The organism is Streptomyces sp. f51, from assembly GCF_037940415.1.
Taxonomy (GTDB): Bacteria; Actinomycetota; Actinomycetes; order Streptomycetales; family Streptomycetaceae; genus Streptomyces.
The window spans coordinates 6,350,755-6,365,659 of record NZ_CP149798.1; the positions used below are offsets into that span (position 1 = coordinate 6,350,755).

Sequence of the window (14,905 nt, forward strand, 5' to 3'; positions counted from 1 at the left end):
GGCGTCGCCCGGGAGTCCTGAGGTGGCCGCCCTGAGCCGCGCCCGCCGGGCCGGTCACTGATACTGAGGAAATGGGCAAACTTGGGCGAAAAGTCCCGGCGAGCCGCCGGGGCGACCGTGTGCCGCCGAAGACCGGACCGCCGAAAACCGGCCCGGAGGCCCATCGCCGATCGGCCGGCACGCGGCTGCGGTCGCTGCTGACTCCGCGCAGCGTCGCCGGTCAGGTCTTCCTGCTGCAACTCGTGGTCGTCCTGATGCTCATCACCACCGCTGTGGTGGTGCTCGTCATCCAGGACCGCAACCGCGCGATCCGGGAGGCCGCCGACCGGTCACTGGCGGTGGCCGAGTCCTTCGCCAACGCCCCGGGCACGGCGGCGGCCATGAAGAGCAAGCACCCCACGGCGCTGCTCCAGCCCCACGCCGAGGTGGTGCGCAAGAAGAGCGGCGTCGACTACGTCGTGGCCCTGAGCCCGTACGGCTTCCGGTGGACCCACCCGGACCCGGCACAGATCGGGAAGCACGTCTCCACCTCCTACAGCGACGCGCTCGGTGGCCAGCCGCACCAGACCACCTTCGACAGCAGCTTGGGAAAGGCCGTCGACTCGACCGTGGCCGTCTTCGACGCCAAGGGAACCGTCGTCGGTCTCATCACCGTGGGGGTCACGGTGGACAAGGTGGCCGGTGTGGTGCAGAACCAGCTCCCGGTGATCTTCGCCGCCGGCGGTGTCGCACTGCTGCTGGCCGCGGGCGGGTCGGCACTGGTCAGCGGGCGTCTGCGGCGCCAGACCGGGGGCCTGGGACCGGTCGAGATGACCCGCATGTACGAGCACCACGACGCGGTGCTGCACGCGGTCCGTGAAGGCGTGATCATCCTGGACGGCGACGGAAGGCTGCTGCTGGTCAACGACGAGGCGCGCCGGCTGGTCGCGCTGCCGCCCGACGCCGAGGGCAGGCCGGTCACCGAACTCGGACTGAGCCCCGCCCTCGCCGCGCTGCTGGCATCGGGCCGGGCGGCCACGGACAAGGTGTTCCTGGCCGGAGACACCCTGCTCGCGGTCAACGTGCGGCCGGTGGGACCCAAGGCGGGCAGCGTCGCCACCCTGCGGGACACCACCGAGCTGCGCGCCCTCGCGGGCCGGGCGGACGTGGCGGGCGGGCGCCTGCGCCTGCTCTACGAGGCCAGCACCCGGATCGGCACCACCCTCGACGTGACGCGCACCGCCGAGGAACTGACCGAGGTGGCGGTCCCGCGCTTCGCCGACTTCGCCACCGTCGAGCTGGTCGAACCCGTGCTGCAAGGCGGCGAACCGACGGAGGCGAGTACGGACATGCGCCGTATCGCCGCCGCGGGCATCCGGGACGACGCGCCGCTGCGCCCCGCCGGAACGCTGATGCGCTACGTGCCCGGCAACCCCGTGACCATCGGCATGACCACCGGCCGGTCCGTCCTGGTGGAGAACCTCGCCTGGGCGGACGGCTGGCGGGCCCAGGACCCGGAGAAGGCCCGGAAGATCATCGAATACGGTATCCACTCCATGATCTCGGTACCACTGAAGGCGCGGGGCCAACTGCTGGGGGTCGTGGAGTTCTGGCGTTCGGACCAGGACCCCTTCGAGGCGGACGACCTGTCCCCGGCGGAGGAACTCGCCGCCCGGGCGGCCGTGTGCATCGACAACGCGCGCCGCTACACCCGGGAGCACATCACGGCCGTCACCCTCCAGCGCAGCCTGCTGCCCGGCGTGCTTCCCGAGCTGTCCGCCCTGGAGGTCGGCCACCGCTACCTGCCCGCCCAGGCGGGCGTGGGCGGCGACTGGTACGACGTCATCCCGCTGCCGGGCGCCCGGGTGGCCCTGGTGGTCGGCGACGTCGTGGGACACGGTCTGCACGCGGCCGCGACGATGGGCCGGCTGAGGACGGCGGTGCACAACTTCGCCGCCCTCGACCTGGCCCCGGACGAGATCCTCGGGCACCTGGACGATCTGATCACCCGGATCGACGAGGACGCGGCGGCCGAGGCCATCACCGGCGCCACCTGCCTGTACGCCGTCTACGATCCGGCCTCGGGGCGGTGCGTCCTCGCCCGGGCCGGTCATCCCGGTCCCGCACTGGTCGCGCCCGACGGCTCCGTGACCTTCCCCGACATCCCCGTCGCCCCGCCCCTGGGCGTGGGGGCGGGTCTGCCGGTCGAGACGGCGGAACTCCGGCTGGCCGCCGACAGCCGCCTGGTCCTCTACACCGACGGCCTGGTCGAGGCCCGCGGACGTGACATCGACGTCGGGCTCGGCATGCTCAGGGAGGCGCTCGCCGGGACGGACGGAGCCACCCCGGACGACACCTGCCAGGTGGTGCTCGACGCGATGCTGCGCACCGGGTCGAGCGACGACGTCGCCCTGCTCGTCGCACGCACCCGGCTGCTCGACCCGGACCAGGTCGAGGAGTGGGAGGTGCCCGACGACCCCGCGGCCGTCCCCCGGATCCGCGCGGAGGCCACCCGCAGACTGGAGGCGTGGGGGCTCGGCGAGGCCGCGTTCACGACCGAGCTGATCCTCAGCGAACTGGTCACGAACGCCATCCGGTACGGAGGCAGCCCCATCACCCTGCGGCTGCTCCACGACCGCGACAGCCTGATCTGCGAGGTCGGCGACGGCACCAGCACCTCCCCGCACCTGCGCCGCGCGACCCTCACGGACGAAGGCGGGCGTGGTCTGTTCCTCGTCGCGCAGATGTCCCGCCGCTGGGGGACCCGGTACACCGACCGAGGCAAGATCATCTGGGCCGAGCAGGCGCTCGACGCCGGAGCCGCCGGTGACCTGGGCGCCCTGCTGATGGCGGACCTGTGAAGGGGGAGGGAGCCTGACCGCCTCGGCGGGAGCGGTGGCCCGGAGCGCTCAGGAGACGACCTTGAAGTACGGGATCTTGTCCGGGTCCTGGCCGAAGGCGGCACCGAGATAGACGACCGACAGCTTGGCGAGGGTCCCGTCGTCGATCAGCTGCTTGATGACGCGGTCCAGCTCCTTCTTGTTCGGCGTCCCCAACGGGTACAGGGCTCCGTACCCCTGGTCGGTCCGGTACTGGCCCACGAGCCGCACCCGGCCCGCCCGCTTCTGGGGATACGCGAGGAGGATCGTCGTGTCGTGGACCACCGCGTCGATCCGGCCCTTCTCCAGCGCCGTGACCATGTCCGGGTCGTTGGGGAAGGCGGTGACGGGCTTGGTCGGCTTGAGGCGGTTCTTGACGAACGCCTCGCCCGTGGTGCCCTCCGCCACTCCGATGCGGACGTCACGGATGTTGTTCCCGTTGATCTTCTCGTCGTCCCTGATCAGCACGCCCAGGGTCGAGTCGAGGTAGGGCGGGGAGAACTCGGCGACCTTGCTGCGTTCCGGGGTGATCGTGATCTGCGCCAGGGCCAGGTCGAAGTTCTTGGTCTTCCCGGACACGACCACCGGGAAGGGAGCGTTCTCCACCTTCACCCGGTTGAGTCCGGACCGGTAGGCGATGTTGGCGGCCATGCAGTACTCGTAGCCGCTCTTGACGGTGGCCGGCGTCTTGCCGTTCCACCAGCCGGGTGCGGGCAGGGTCGTCTTCACCGTGAGGACGCCAGGGGTCCTGGGCGACAGATGGAACTGCCCGTAGTGTCCCGTGACCTGACAGTCCCCGTACTGGGCCTTCGACGACTCGGACTCGCCCTTGTCACAAGCCGATGTCGTGACGATGAGCGCCACGCCGGCAGCCAGGGAGACGATCGCTGCCGCGGCGCGCATCATTGCACCTCCGGTGGGGGCATCCTCCTTGAGCCACCATAAATCACCCCGAACCGTACGACCGCCGGAGCCACGGGGAGGAGTGGCCTGTCCGGCGGCCGCGGTACGACGTGCGACGGTGCCGGCGGGGCGGCCGGACGAGCGGGTCGGACCCGGCTCGGAGGCTCGGGTCTACCGTGGAGCGGGCGCGGAGGGCCGGCCGCCGTCGGGCAGCCGAAGCCGCTTCAGGGCGAGGGCGTTGACGGCGACGACGAAGCTGGAGCCGGACATGGCCAGCGCGGCGATCTCCGGCCGCAGGACGAAACCGAAGGCCGGTTCGAACACGCCCGCGGCGATCGGCAGCGCCAGCGCGTTGTAGCCGATGGCCCAACCGAGGTTCTGCCGCATCGTGCGCAGGGTGCCGCGACCGATGCGCAGGGCGGTGGGCACGTCCAGCGGGTCGGAGCGCATCAGGACCAGGTCCGCCGTCTCGATGGCGACGTCGGTGCCCGCGCCGATCGCGATGCCGAGGTCGGCCCGCGCGAGCGCCGGAGCATCGTTCACACCGTCGCCCACCATGGCCACCTCGCGGCCACCGGCCTGTAGTTCCGCCACCTTCGCCGCTTTGTCCCCGGGCAGGACGTCGGCGACGACCGTGTCGACACCGAGCTGCCCGGCGATCCGCTCTGCGGTCGCACGGTTGTCGCCGGTGAGCATGACGACCTCGACACCGAGCGCGTGCAGTTCGCGGACCGCGGCCCCCGATGTCTCCCTCGGCGCGTCGGCGATGCCGATGAGTCCGGCCGCGCGGCCGTCGACCGCCGCGATCACGACCGTACGACCCGTGGTGGCCAGCCCCTCCCGGTCCCGGGCCAGTTCCGCGAGGTCGACGCCCTCACGCTCGGCCAGCCGGCGGTTGCCGACCACGACCCGGTGGCCCGACACCCGGGCGATCGCTCCCTGGCCGGGCACGTTCTCGAAGTCCACCGCCCGCTCGCCCGCGAAGCCCCTGGCCTCGGCGTACCGTACGACGGCCCGGGCGAGCGGGTGCTCGGACTCCCGCTCCACGGCGGCCACCAGCCGCAGGAGATCCTCCTCGGTCGTACGGGCGTCCGTGAGGACGTCGGTGACCTCCGGCTCGCCCCTGGTGAGCGTGCCCGTCTTGTCCATGACGACGGTCCGCACACGGGCCGAGTTCTCCAGGCCCAGGGCGTTCTTGAACAGCACGCCCCGCTGCGCGCCGAGACCGGTTCCCACCATGATCGCGGTGGGCGTGGCGAGCCCGAGCGCGTCCGGACAGGTGATCACGACGACGGTGATCGCGAACAGCATGGCGTCGCCGAACGAGCGGCCCGCGATCAGCCATACGGTCAGCGTCACGGCGCCGCCGATCAGGGCGACGAGGACCAGCCAGAACGCCGCGCGGTCGGCCAGCCGCTGCCCTGGGGCCTTGGAGTTCTGTGCCTGCTGGACGAGTTGCACGATCTGGGCGAGAGCGGTGTCGGAGCCGACTTTCGTCGCCCGGACCCGCAGGGTGCCGTTCGCGTTGATCGTGGCGCCGACGACCGATGAGCCCGGTTCCTTGTGCACGGGCAGGCTCTCGCCCGTGACCATCGACTCGTCGATCTCGCTGGTGCCCTCCTCGACCGTACCGTCCGCGGCGATCCTCGCTCCGGGGCGGACCAGCAGCAGGTCACCGACCACGATCTCGGCGGTGGGCACCTCGACGGGTTCGCCGTCGCGCAGGACGAGCGCCTTGGGCGGGGCGAGGTCGAGCAGGGTGCGGATGGCGTCGTTGGCGCCGCCGCGGGCCCGCATCTCGAACCAGTGGCCCAGCAGGACGAACGAGGCCAGCACGGTGACCGCCTCGTAGAAGACGTCGCCGCCTCCGGTGAGGGTGACGACCAGCGAGTACAGCCAGCCCGAGCCCACCGCCACGGCCACCAGCACCATCATGTCGAGGGTGCGGGCGCGCAGGGCCCGCCAGGCACCGGCGAAGAAGATCGTGCAGGAGTGGAGGATCACCGGCAGGCTCAGCAGCAGCGCCCACACGTCCTCGCGCAGTCCGAAGGGGACGGGCAGGTCCAGGTGGAGGACGTCCCTGCCGATCGGCGACCACAGCAGGATGGGGACCGAGAACAGCGCGGCGACGAGGAACCGGTTGCGCAGGTCGGCGACCATGCCGGCCATCGACATGCCGTCGTGCCCGTCGTGTCCTCCCGTCTCGTCCGGGGAGGGCGCGGGTGGACCGGGCTCGGCCATCGGGTCGCAGAGGTGCGAGGGGACGGACCGGCCCGCGCAGTGGTAGCCGCACTCCGTCACCCAGTGCCGCAGCTCGGCCAGGGACGTACGCCCGGGGTCGTAGACCACGGTCGCCGTCTGGGCCACCGGGTTGGTCTCGACATCGAGCACCCCCGGCCGCCGCCCGAGGACGCCGGTGACGGTGCTCTGCTGGGAGGCCCAGCGCAGTCCCCGGACGTCCAGCACGACGGTGCCGAGGTCCGTGGATGCCTCGGCGCGGCCGCCGTGCTCCGTCTCCTGGTCGTCCACGGCACCACTGTGGCGCAGCGGTTCCCGCTCCGGGGCCGATCCCGGGGCGGACACCGCGCGTTCCCACCGGATGACGCAGCGGCGCGGCGACCTCGACGCGGCCCGGGCCGCGGTTGCGTCCTTTCCGCGAGGTCGGCGACCGTCCGGGTTATCGCATATCGCATACATGGATCGGGTAGAGGTCTTCCGTCACCGACCCGAGTGAGGTAGCCCTTCCATGACGACTTCAGCATCTCGACGTCAGGCCCGGTCCGCCGACCCGCTTCCGGCCGGCGGGTCGGTCACGGACCGGCTCGTGACGGCCAATCGCGAGTACGCCGCCCGATTCGTGGACACCGGCAGGGACGCCCGTCCGGTCCAACGCGTGGCCGTCGTGGCCTGTATGGACGCCCGCATCGACCTCCACGCGGCGCTGGGACTCCAGTTGGGCGACTGCCACACCGTGCGCAACGCGGGCGGTGTCGTCACCGACGACACCATCCGCTCCCTGACGATCAGTCAGCGTGCCCTCGGGACCCGCAGCGTCATACTCATCCACCACACGGGCTGCGGCCTCCAGAGCATCACCGAGGAGTTCCGGCACGAGCTGGAGATGGAGGTCGGACAGCGGCCGGCCTGGGCGGTCGAGGCGTTCCGTGACGTCGACCAGGACGTACGGCAGTCGATGCAGCGGGTGCGTACGTCACCGTTCCTGCCGCACACCGACGACGTGCGCGGGTTCGTCTTCGACGTCACGACCGGGCTGCTGCGGGAGATCGACCCGCGGCTCTGAGCCGCCCGTCCCGATCCCTCGCCGCCGGGTGGCCGCGTCGTCGCCCCGCGGCGAAAGGGCGGCCCCGGCCGGAACGGTCCGTGCACGGCTCTGGTGCCCACGGGCATGCGCCCCGCATACTGTATGCAGTTCCCGTGGGGAGCTGTTCGCGAGGAGGGGGGCGCCCCGTGTCCTGTCGCACTTCTCTCTCGGTCGTCCTGGCCGAAGTCGTCGGGCTCGCGGCCGAACGGGCTTCGGGGGAAGGCCGGTTCCCCCGTGATGCCGTGTCGGCGCTGGGCCGTGCGGGGGTGCTCGGGCTGACGGTCGCCCGGGAGTTCGGCGGTGGTGGGTTCGGGCTCGCGGAGGCGGCCGACGTGGTCGCGCGGACCGCGCGGGTCTGCCCGGCGACGGCCGCCGTGCTCACGTCCCACTTCGCGGCGGTCGCCGCCGTCGAGTGGTGCGGGGGGTCCTGGGTGCGCGAGGAGATCACCGCCGGCCGGCACCTCGTCGGCCTCGCGCTCTCCGAGGACGGACCGTGCGGTCCCGGAGCGGGGGACCCGTACGGACCGTCCCGTTCGGCCGCGACGCGTTTCGCCGACGTGGTCGCCCTGCGGGGCCGCAAGCGTGAGGTGGTCGCGGCGGGGGAGGCCGACAGCTATCTCTGGTCCTCGCGACCGCTCGCCGGGCCGGACGGTCTGACGCTGTGGGTCGTTCCGGCGCAGGCCCGCGAACTCTTCGTCCCGGCCAGGCCCGACGGGGGAGGGCCCAGGGGCAGCGGGACCGCCACGCTGTACGCGGATCCGGTGCTCGTGCCCGCCGACGTGATGCTCGGGCGGGACGGCGGAGGGCGGGAGATCCTGCTGAGCCGGGTACGGCCGTGGCTGCTGGAGCTGGAAGCCGCCGCCGACAGCGCACTTCCCGGACCAGGCCTCGGAGTTGGACCTGGTCCCGGACGGGGACGCGGACGTGCCCCCGGAACGGGATCCGGCGGGCGGCGGGAGTGACGGGCTCGGTGCGGGAGACCCCTCGGTCAGTCCTGGCCCGTGCCGGCGGCGAGCTGCCTGCGGTAGAAGCCGGTGGTGCGCTCGGTGTGCTTGCGCATGACCTCGCCGGCGCGGTCGGCGTCGCCCTTGGCGATGGCCCTGATCAGCTGGGCGTGCTCGTTCCAGGCCTCCTTGCCGCGGGGCCGCGCGATCGGTGTGTAGTACCAGCGCACCTTCTGGCCGACGCCCGCGATCAGTCCGGTCAGCACGGCGTTGGCCGCGAGGGAGGTGATGAAGGCGTGCAGCGCGGTGTTGGCCTCGACCAGCCGCTCGGTGTCGCTCGCGGCCAGGGCGTCGACCCCCTCCCGGTGCAGCTCCCAGAGCCGCTCGACGTCCTCGGGCTTCGCCTGCCGGGCCGCGAGTTGGGCCGAGTACGTCTCCAGAACCGCACGGACGCCCAAGAGTTGGGCCGCCTCCTCCTCGGTGGGCGAGTGGACGAAGGCACCTTGGGCGGGACGCAGGTCGACCCAGCCGTCGGTCTGGAGTCGCTGCAACGCCTCGCGTACGGGCTGGCGGCTGACTCCGAGGTGTTCGGCGAGCTCGGCCTCCACGAGATGCTGGCCGGGCTTGAGGGAACCGCTGACGATCAGCTCCGTGAGGGCGTCGTACACCGCCTGCCGAAGCGGCGCCGGGCGGGTGACGCGCCGGGTGGCGGCGGCCGTCAGTGCCTCACGCATGGGAGCCCCGTTCCGCCACCGGGCCCATCGGGGCCGACGGCTCTGCCACGTGCCAGGCCGCCGAGCGGGTCGCCGACGGCCGCGTCAGCATACAGGTTTTCGTATGCAGGATGGGGAGTCGTGAGGAGATGGTCCCAGGTCGGCCGGGGTGCCGTCGGCGGACGAACTGCCCGCCCGGTCCGGTGCGCCGGAGGTCGATTCCCGTCCCGGAGGCGAGGGTCGAGGCACCAGACGCACGAGACGCACCAGACGCGCCGGACGCACCAGACGCGCCGGACGCACCAGACGCACGGGACGTACGAGAGGGGTCGCGCATGTTGTTCCGGCAGCTCGAGTACTTCGTGGCGGTGGCCAGGGAAAGGCACTTCGCGCGGGCCGCGCAGAGCTGTTACGTCTCGCAGCCCGCGCTGTCGGCCGCGATCGCCAAACTGGAGCGGGAACTGAACGTCACGCTCATCAACCGCGGGCACGCCTACCAGGGCCTCACGCCCGAGGGCCAGCGGCTCGTCGTGTGGGCGAAACGGATCCTCGCCGAGCAGGAGGCGTTCAAGACCGAGGTGGCCGCCGTGCGGTCGGGCGTCACGGGGACGCTCCGCCTCGGGACGGACCCCACGGCCTCGACGACCCCGGCGCTGCCCGTGGCCGCGTTCTGCGCGGCGCACCCGCGCGCCAGGGTCCAGGTCCGCTCCCGGCTGTCGACGGGCGAACTCCACCGCCGGCTCCGGGACTTCGAGCTCGACGCGGCCATCGCCCACTTCGGGCCCGGCGACCGGGAAGGCCTTCAGGTCGTCCCCCTGTACCGGGAGAGGTACGTGCTCCTGGTCGCCGAGGACCGGCCGGCGTCCCGGGACACCACCGTGACGTGGACGGAGGCGGCCCGGCTGCCGCTCGCCCTGCTGACCCCCGACATGGATGTCCGCCGGCTCATCGACGATGTCTTCGCCGAGAAGGGATGCGTGGTGACCCCGCAGGTGGAGACGGACTCCATCGCCGCGCTCTACGCGCACGTCGGCAGCGGTGACCGGGCCAGCGTCATTCCGCACACCTGGCTGCGCGCGATGCCGGTGAACGGCAGGATCCGCGCGTTGCCCCTGGTCGACCCGGAGGCCGGCGCCCAGATCTCGGTGGCGATCCACGCCGGGACCCCCGGCTCGGTCGCCGCGCGGGCCTTCCTGGACGCGGCGACGGGCCTGGGGCTGGACGAGGTCTTCGGACGGCCCCTGCCGCACGAACGGCCGGTGGCCCCCTCGCAGCCACGGCATTTCGAGACCTCCGCCCGCCCTTGATAGACGCCGTCTGTCGACCGGTCGCCGATGCGTCTTGGACGCGGGCGAACGCGCTGCCGATGGTGGAGGAACAGCCGTACGGACCGCCCAAGGAGGACCTCGGACCATGACCGCCCCCTCGACACCGGAGACCGCGGCGACCACCGACCCGCGGACCGAGCTCACCGACGGGTACCACCTGGTCGTCGACGCGCTGAGGATGAACGGCGTCGACACGGTCTACGGGGTCGTCGGTATTCCCGTCACCGATCTGGCCCGGCTCGCGCAGGCCCGGGGCATCCGCTACATCGGGTTCCGGCACGAGAGCAACGCGGGTCACGCGGCGGCCGCCGCCGGATTTCTCACCAAGAGGCCCGGCATCTGCCTGACCGTGTCCGCGCCGGGCTTCCTCAACGGTCTGGTCGCCCTGGCCAACGCCACCACCAACTGCTTTCCCATGGTGCAGATCTCCGGCTCGAGCGAGCGGCACCTGGTCGACCTCAGACAGGGCGACTACGAGGAGATGGACCAGCTCGCCGCCGCGCAGCCGTTCTGCAAGGCCGCCTACCGGGTGAGCCGCGTGGAGGACATCGGCCGGGGCATCGCCCGCGCCCTGCGCACCGCCGCCTCCGGCCGCCCCGGCGGGGTGTATCTCGACATCCCGGCCGCGGTGCTCGGCTCCGTCATGGACGCGGAGGCGGGTGCCAGGACGCTGAGCCGCCTCGTCGACCCCGCGCCGCGGCAGATCCCGGGACCCGAGGCGGTGGACCGTGCCGTCGAGCTGCTCGCGGGCGCCGAACGGCCGCTCCTCGTGCTCGGCAAGGGCGCCGCGTACGCACAGGCCGACGAACGCGTCCGCGAGTTCGTGGAGTCCACCGGCATCCCGTACATCCCGATGTCGATGGCCAAGGGCCTGCTCCCCGACGACCACCCGCAGTCGGCGGCCACCGCCCGTTCGCTCGCCCTGAAGAGGGCCGATGTCGTGATGCTCGTCGGCGCGCGCCTCAACTGGCTGCTCGGCCACGGCGAGGCACCGCAGTGGAACCCCGATGCACGGTTCGTCCAGGTCGACATCGAGGCCAGGGAGATGGACAGCAACCAGCCCATCGCGGCCCCGCTCGTCGGAGACGTCGAGTCGGTGCTGGAGGCCATCGCCGAGCGTGCCAAGCCCGGCCGGATCGCGGCCCCCGCGGCCTGGCGGGCGGAACTCGGTGCCCGGTCCGCGCACAACGTGGCGAGGATGGCGGAGCGGCTCGAGGCGGACCCGCATCCCATGCAGTTCATGGGCGCCCTGAAGGCCGTGCGCGATGTCGTGCGCGCTCGCCCGGAGACGTACGTCGTCAACGAGGGGGCGAACGCGCTGGACATCGCGCGCAACGTCATCGACATGCACGTACCGCGGCACCGCCTCGACAGCGGCACCTGGGGTGTCATGGGCATCGGGATGGGCTACGCGATCGCCGCCGCCGTCGAGAGCGGCGCCCCGGTCGTCGCCGTGGAGGGCGACAGCGCGTTCGGCTTCAGCGGTATGGAACTGGAGACGATCTGCCGGTACGGGCTGCCCGTCGTCACGGTCGTCCTGAACAACGGCGGTGTCTACCGGGGCGACGACGTCAATCCCCTGGGCGACGCGCCCGCCCCGACCACCCTGATGCTGACGGCCCGCCACGACCGGATGATCGAGGCGTTCGGCGGCAAGGGCTACCGCGCGACCACGCCCGCCGAGGTCACCGCCGCCCTCACCGAGGCGCTGGACTCCGGCGGCCCCGCGCTCGTCGACTGCGCCATCGACCCCTCCGCCGGAACCGAGAGCGGCCACATCGCCCACCTGAACCCGAAGGGGATCACGGCGGGCACCTTCGGGCCCGCCGGGAAGTGAGCGGCCAGGTCAGCCGGTTGCGCCGAAGCGGCCGCCCGTCGTCTCGCCGTCGTCCGTGAGCGCCGCGGCGACGCAGCGGAACACCCGGAGCCCCCGGCCCGTTGGGGCGCGGTCGGCGGTGGGACGTCCACGTCCCCGGGGGGTGTCATCCGAGCGGCCGTCCGGGCGCTCACTCCTCGTCGGTGAGGTCGGCGAAGACGTCGAGCAGGGTCGCCGCCACGCCCACGTCGTCCGTCAGGGGCCGGTCCCGCATGTCCGGGTCCAGCGCGGCCGCCGCGCGGGCGTAGGCGCGGCCCGCCGGAGTGCCGGGCGCCGGCGGAGTGCCCCGCTGTCGCAACGCCCGTACGGCCGCTACGAGTTCGCAGGCAAGGACGAGCCGGTACGCCTGCGCCGCCCGGAGTGACTTGCGGGCGGCCTGGGTCGCGAAGGTCGCCGCCTCCTCCAGACCCTGGGAGAGCACAACGTGCCCGAGCGCCGCCGGGGTGGCACAGGCCTGTATCTCGGCGAGGGCGGACGCGCAGCTGTACTCCAGGATCATGATGCCGGACCCCGCCGCGGAGCCGTCGGCCAAATAGGAGCGCAGGCCGGTCAGTTCGGGGCGGCCCAGGGCGGACAGCCGAGCCGCCGAGAGCCGGGCCGTGCCGAGCACGGCGAGGTCCAGCCGGTCGAGCGCGAGGGTGAGCGGCGCGGTGAAGAACCCGCCGTGATGCAGGGCGACGGGCGTGCCCGTGGTGTCGTCCCAGCCGATGAGGGGGTTCTCGGTGGCGGAGTTGAGATCGATGGACAGCACCCGTTCCAGGCCGGACCACGCCTGCATCGCGGGCCCGTGAGCCTGTGGGAAACAGCGGAAGCCGAACGGGTCCTGCACCCGAGCCGGTGCTCCGTCCGACGCCCCCGGCACGACCGCCCCGCCTCCGGCCTTCGCACCGAGCAGCAGGCGCACGCGTGCGGCCGCCGCCGCGATCGCCGGATGGGGATGGGCCGCGTGGACCTCGGGTGCGTACGGTTCGAGGGAGCCGTCCACCGCGCGCAGGGAGAGCGCGGCCACGAGGTGCGCAGCGGGATCCCGAGGTCGTGCCAGGCGAGCGCGGACTGCCCGAGCGTCAGGGCGTTGCTGCTCAGCAGGGCCAGCGTGTCCCCCCGTCGCAGTGGAAGGGGTTCGGGAACCGGCCGCCCGGTCGACGCTCCCTCGGGCGACCACGTGCCGTGGCCGAAGAGCGCGAGCCCCAGCCGGGCCAGGGCCGTCAGATCACCGGTGCCGACCGACCCGTACTCGGGGACCACGGGATGCACGCCCGCCCGCAGCGCCCGCGTCAGGGCCGTGGCGACCTCGGGGCCCAACCCCGAACCGGCGGCGAGGAGTTGGTTGGCGCGCACCAGCATCATCGCGCGGACCTGCCGGGCGGGCAGCGCCTCGCCCGTGCCGCCCGCGTGGCTCAGCAGCAGCCGCAGGTCGTGGCCGGGTCCGTCGTGGTCCTCGACGGAGAGTCCCCGGTGCGCGCCCACACCGGTGCTGCGTCCGTAGACCCGGGCGCCCTCGGCCGCCAGCCGGTCCGCCGCCGCCCGGGTGTGCTCCATCGCCTCAAGTGCCGCCGGACACAGGGCGGGCGGGGGCGCCCCGTCGGCGATCCGTGCCACCGTGGCGGCATCCAGACCCTGCCCGTCGAGGGCCGCGGCGGGCGGGGCGCTGCCCGCGGCCGGGTCCTCGGCGGCCGCGCCGGGGCCGAGGGGGACGGCGGTGGCCGTGCGGTCGAGCATGACGGACGTTCACTCCTCAGCCGTACGACGTTCCCGTCAGGAGGCCGGGCCGGGAGGAGGTCCTCCCGGCCCGCGGGCACCCGTCAGCCGGTCGCCGGCACCGGCGTCAGCTCAGTCCCGCCGAGGCCAGCCAGTTCTTGGCCACGTCCAGCGGGTCCTTGTTGCCGTTCTGCACGTCGCTGTTGAGCTTCACCAGGGTCTCGGTGTCGAGCTTCGCCGAGACGTCGTTGAGAACGGAAACCCCGGCCGCGGGCAGACCGCTCTTGTATGTCAGCGGAGTTACATTCTCGAATCCGAAGAGATTCTTGGTGTCCTGGAGCACGACAAACTTGTTCTTGCCGATTCCGGGGTCCGTGGTGAAGATATCCGCGGCCTGGATGCTGTTTCCCTTGAGCGCCGCCACGGTGAGCGGGCCGCCCGCGTCCAGTGCCTTGAAACTCTTGAAATCGAGGCCGTATACGGACTTCAGGCCCTTCAGGCCCTGCTGCCGGGTCTGGAACTCCGGCGAGCCGCCGACGACCAGGTCCTTCGCCACGCCGGACAGGTCGCTGATGCTCGACTTGGTCGTGAGGTTGTACTTCTTGGCCGTCGCCTCGTTGAGGGCGATCGCGTCCTTGTCCTCGGCCTTCGAGGGCTCCAGCAGGGAGAGCTTCGGGTCCAGCTTGGCCGATATGGCCTGGCTGGTCTCGTCGACGGACGCCGGGGTGGCCTTGGCGTCGAGGTAGGCGAGCAGCGCGCCGTTGTACTCCGGCAGGACCGTGATCGTGCCGTTCTTGATCAGGCCGTACGAGGTCTCGCGGCTGCCGATGTTCAGTTTGTAGGTGACTTTGATCCCCTTGGCCTTGAGGGCCTCGCCGTAGATGTCGGCGAGCAGGAAGCTCTCGGGGAAGTTGTTGGAACCGACCACGACCGTACCGGCCTTGGCGGCGTCGCCCTTCAACGGGTCCTTGCCGCTGGAGTCGTTGGAGGAGCCGCAGCCCGTGAGCGCGGAGGCGGCCACAACGAGCAAGGTGACAGCGGAGGTTGTGGAGGTACGCGTGCTTCTGGCGATGGTCACGTTGGTCATCCAGACTTGGCAATCGGTGGGGCGTTGGCGGCCGGTGAGCGCGGACGGCGGTCCCCACGATCCAATCGAGCCGCCTCAACTACCGTCAAGACACGAATAGATCACTGAAGGGGACCGTACAGCTTCAGCCCGTAGGCGCAACGTGACCGAAACGGGAGCGAACCAGGCGCCCTCGC

Annotated in this window: 10 protein-coding genes and 1 pseudogene; 5 read left to right on the top strand and 6 right to left on the bottom strand. The window is 72.2% G+C overall.

Translation table 11 applies throughout. The features are described 5' to 3' along the window. The first annotated feature begins 71 nt into the window (after nucleotides 1–71). A complete protein-coding gene (locus WJM95_RS27490) occupies nucleotides 72–2,840 on the top strand; it encodes a SpoIIE family protein phosphatase (RefSeq protein WP_339132483.1) in 2,769 nt (922 codons plus the stop codon). Nucleotides 2,841–2,888: 48 nt separating this feature from the next. Here the strand turns inward: WJM95_RS27490 and WJM95_RS27495 are convergent, their stop codons facing one another. Next, nucleotides 2,889–3,761, bottom strand: a complete 873-nt coding sequence (locus WJM95_RS27495; RefSeq protein ID WP_339132484.1) for an ABC transporter substrate-binding protein — start codon at nucleotides 3,759–3,761, stop codon at nucleotides 2,889–2,891. A 171-nt stretch (nucleotides 3,762–3,932) separates the two neighbouring features. Next, entirely contained in the window at nucleotides 3,933–6,290 is a 2,358-nt protein-coding gene (locus tag WJM95_RS27500) for a heavy metal translocating P-type ATPase (protein ID WP_339132485.1), read from the bottom strand. Nucleotides 6,291–6,507: 217 nt separating this feature from the next. Between WJM95_RS27500 and WJM95_RS27505 the strand changes: the two genes are divergently transcribed. After that, on the top strand, nucleotides 6,508–7,062 hold the full coding sequence (locus WJM95_RS27505; RefSeq protein ID WP_339132486.1) for a carbonic anhydrase: 555 nt from the start codon (nucleotides 6,508–6,510) through the stop codon (nucleotides 7,060–7,062). A gap of 167 nt (nucleotides 7,063–7,229) precedes the next feature. Beyond that, a complete protein-coding gene (locus tag WJM95_RS27510) occupies nucleotides 7,230–8,045 on the top strand; it encodes an acyl-CoA dehydrogenase family protein (protein WP_339132487.1) in 816 nt (271 codons plus the stop codon). A 26-nt stretch (nucleotides 8,046–8,071) separates the two neighbouring features. On the opposite strand, the gene WJM95_RS27515 is transcribed toward WJM95_RS27510, so the two are convergent. Then, nucleotides 8,072–8,761 (bottom strand): GntR family transcriptional regulator, encoded by a 690-nt coding sequence (locus tag WJM95_RS27515; RefSeq protein WP_339132488.1) that lies wholly within the window; start codon nucleotides 8,759–8,761, stop codon nucleotides 8,072–8,074. 314 nt (nucleotides 8,762–9,075) lie between these two features. Between WJM95_RS27515 and WJM95_RS27520 the strand changes: the two genes are divergently transcribed. Beyond that, nucleotides 9,076–10,047, top strand: coding sequence for a LysR family transcriptional regulator (locus WJM95_RS27520; RefSeq protein WP_339132489.1), 972 nt, complete (start codon nucleotides 9,076–9,078; stop codon nucleotides 10,045–10,047). Nucleotides 10,048–10,153: 106 nt separating this feature from the next. Then, nucleotides 10,154–11,905 carry an oxalyl-CoA decarboxylase gene (oxc, locus tag WJM95_RS27525; protein ID WP_339132490.1) on the top strand — a complete coding sequence of 584 codons (1,752 nt, stop codon included), beginning with the start codon at nucleotides 10,154–10,156 and terminating at the stop codon, nucleotides 11,903–11,905. Nucleotides 11,906–12,074: 169 nt separating this feature from the next. Here oxc and WJM95_RS27530 read toward each other — a convergent pair whose 3' ends face one another. The 3 genes and pseudogenes from WJM95_RS27530 to WJM95_RS27540 form a co-directional block, all read right to left on the bottom strand. Further along, the gene (locus tag WJM95_RS27530; protein WP_339132491.1) at nucleotides 12,075–12,953 is read right to left on the bottom strand and encodes an aromatic amino acid lyase; all 879 of its coding nucleotides are present in this window, start codon (nucleotides 12,951–12,953) and stop codon (nucleotides 12,075–12,077) included. 77 nt (nucleotides 12,954–13,030) lie between these two features. Beyond that, a pseudogene (locus tag WJM95_RS27535) lies at nucleotides 13,031–13,663 on the bottom strand (aromatic amino acid lyase); the annotation flags it as partial. Between the two features lie 106 nt (nucleotides 13,664–13,769). After that, nucleotides 13,770–14,729, bottom strand: coding sequence for an ABC transporter substrate-binding protein (locus WJM95_RS27540; RefSeq protein ID WP_339132492.1), 960 nt, complete (start codon nucleotides 14,727–14,729; stop codon nucleotides 13,770–13,772). Between the last annotated feature and the right edge of the window lie 176 nt (nucleotides 14,730–14,905).

Excerpts from the sequence above, each read along its gene's own strand:
- WJM95_RS27490 (WP_339132483.1), top strand. The coding sequence starts at position 72 with ATGGGCAAACTTGGGCGAAAAGTCCCGGCGAGCCGCCGGGGCGACCGT.
- WJM95_RS27515 (WP_339132488.1), bottom strand. The coding sequence starts at position 8,761 with ATGCGTGAGGCACTGACGGCCGCCGCCACCCGGCGCGTCACCCGCCCG.
- WJM95_RS27520 (WP_339132489.1), top strand. The coding sequence starts at position 9,076 with ATGTTGTTCCGGCAGCTCGAGTACTTCGTGGCGGTGGCCAGGGAAAGG.
- oxc (WP_339132490.1), top strand. The coding sequence starts at position 10,154 with ATGACCGCCCCCTCGACACCGGAGACCGCGGCGACCACCGACCCGCGG.
- WJM95_RS27505 (WP_339132486.1), top strand. The coding sequence starts at position 6,508 with ATGACGACTTCAGCATCTCGACGTCAGGCCCGGTCCGCCGACCCGCTT.
- WJM95_RS27540 (WP_339132492.1), bottom strand. The coding sequence starts at position 14,729 with ATGACCAACGTGACCATCGCCAGAAGCACGCGTACCTCCACAACCTCC.
- WJM95_RS27495 (WP_339132484.1), bottom strand. The coding sequence starts at position 3,761 with ATGCGCGCCGCGGCAGCGATCGTCTCCCTGGCTGCCGGCGTGGCGCTC.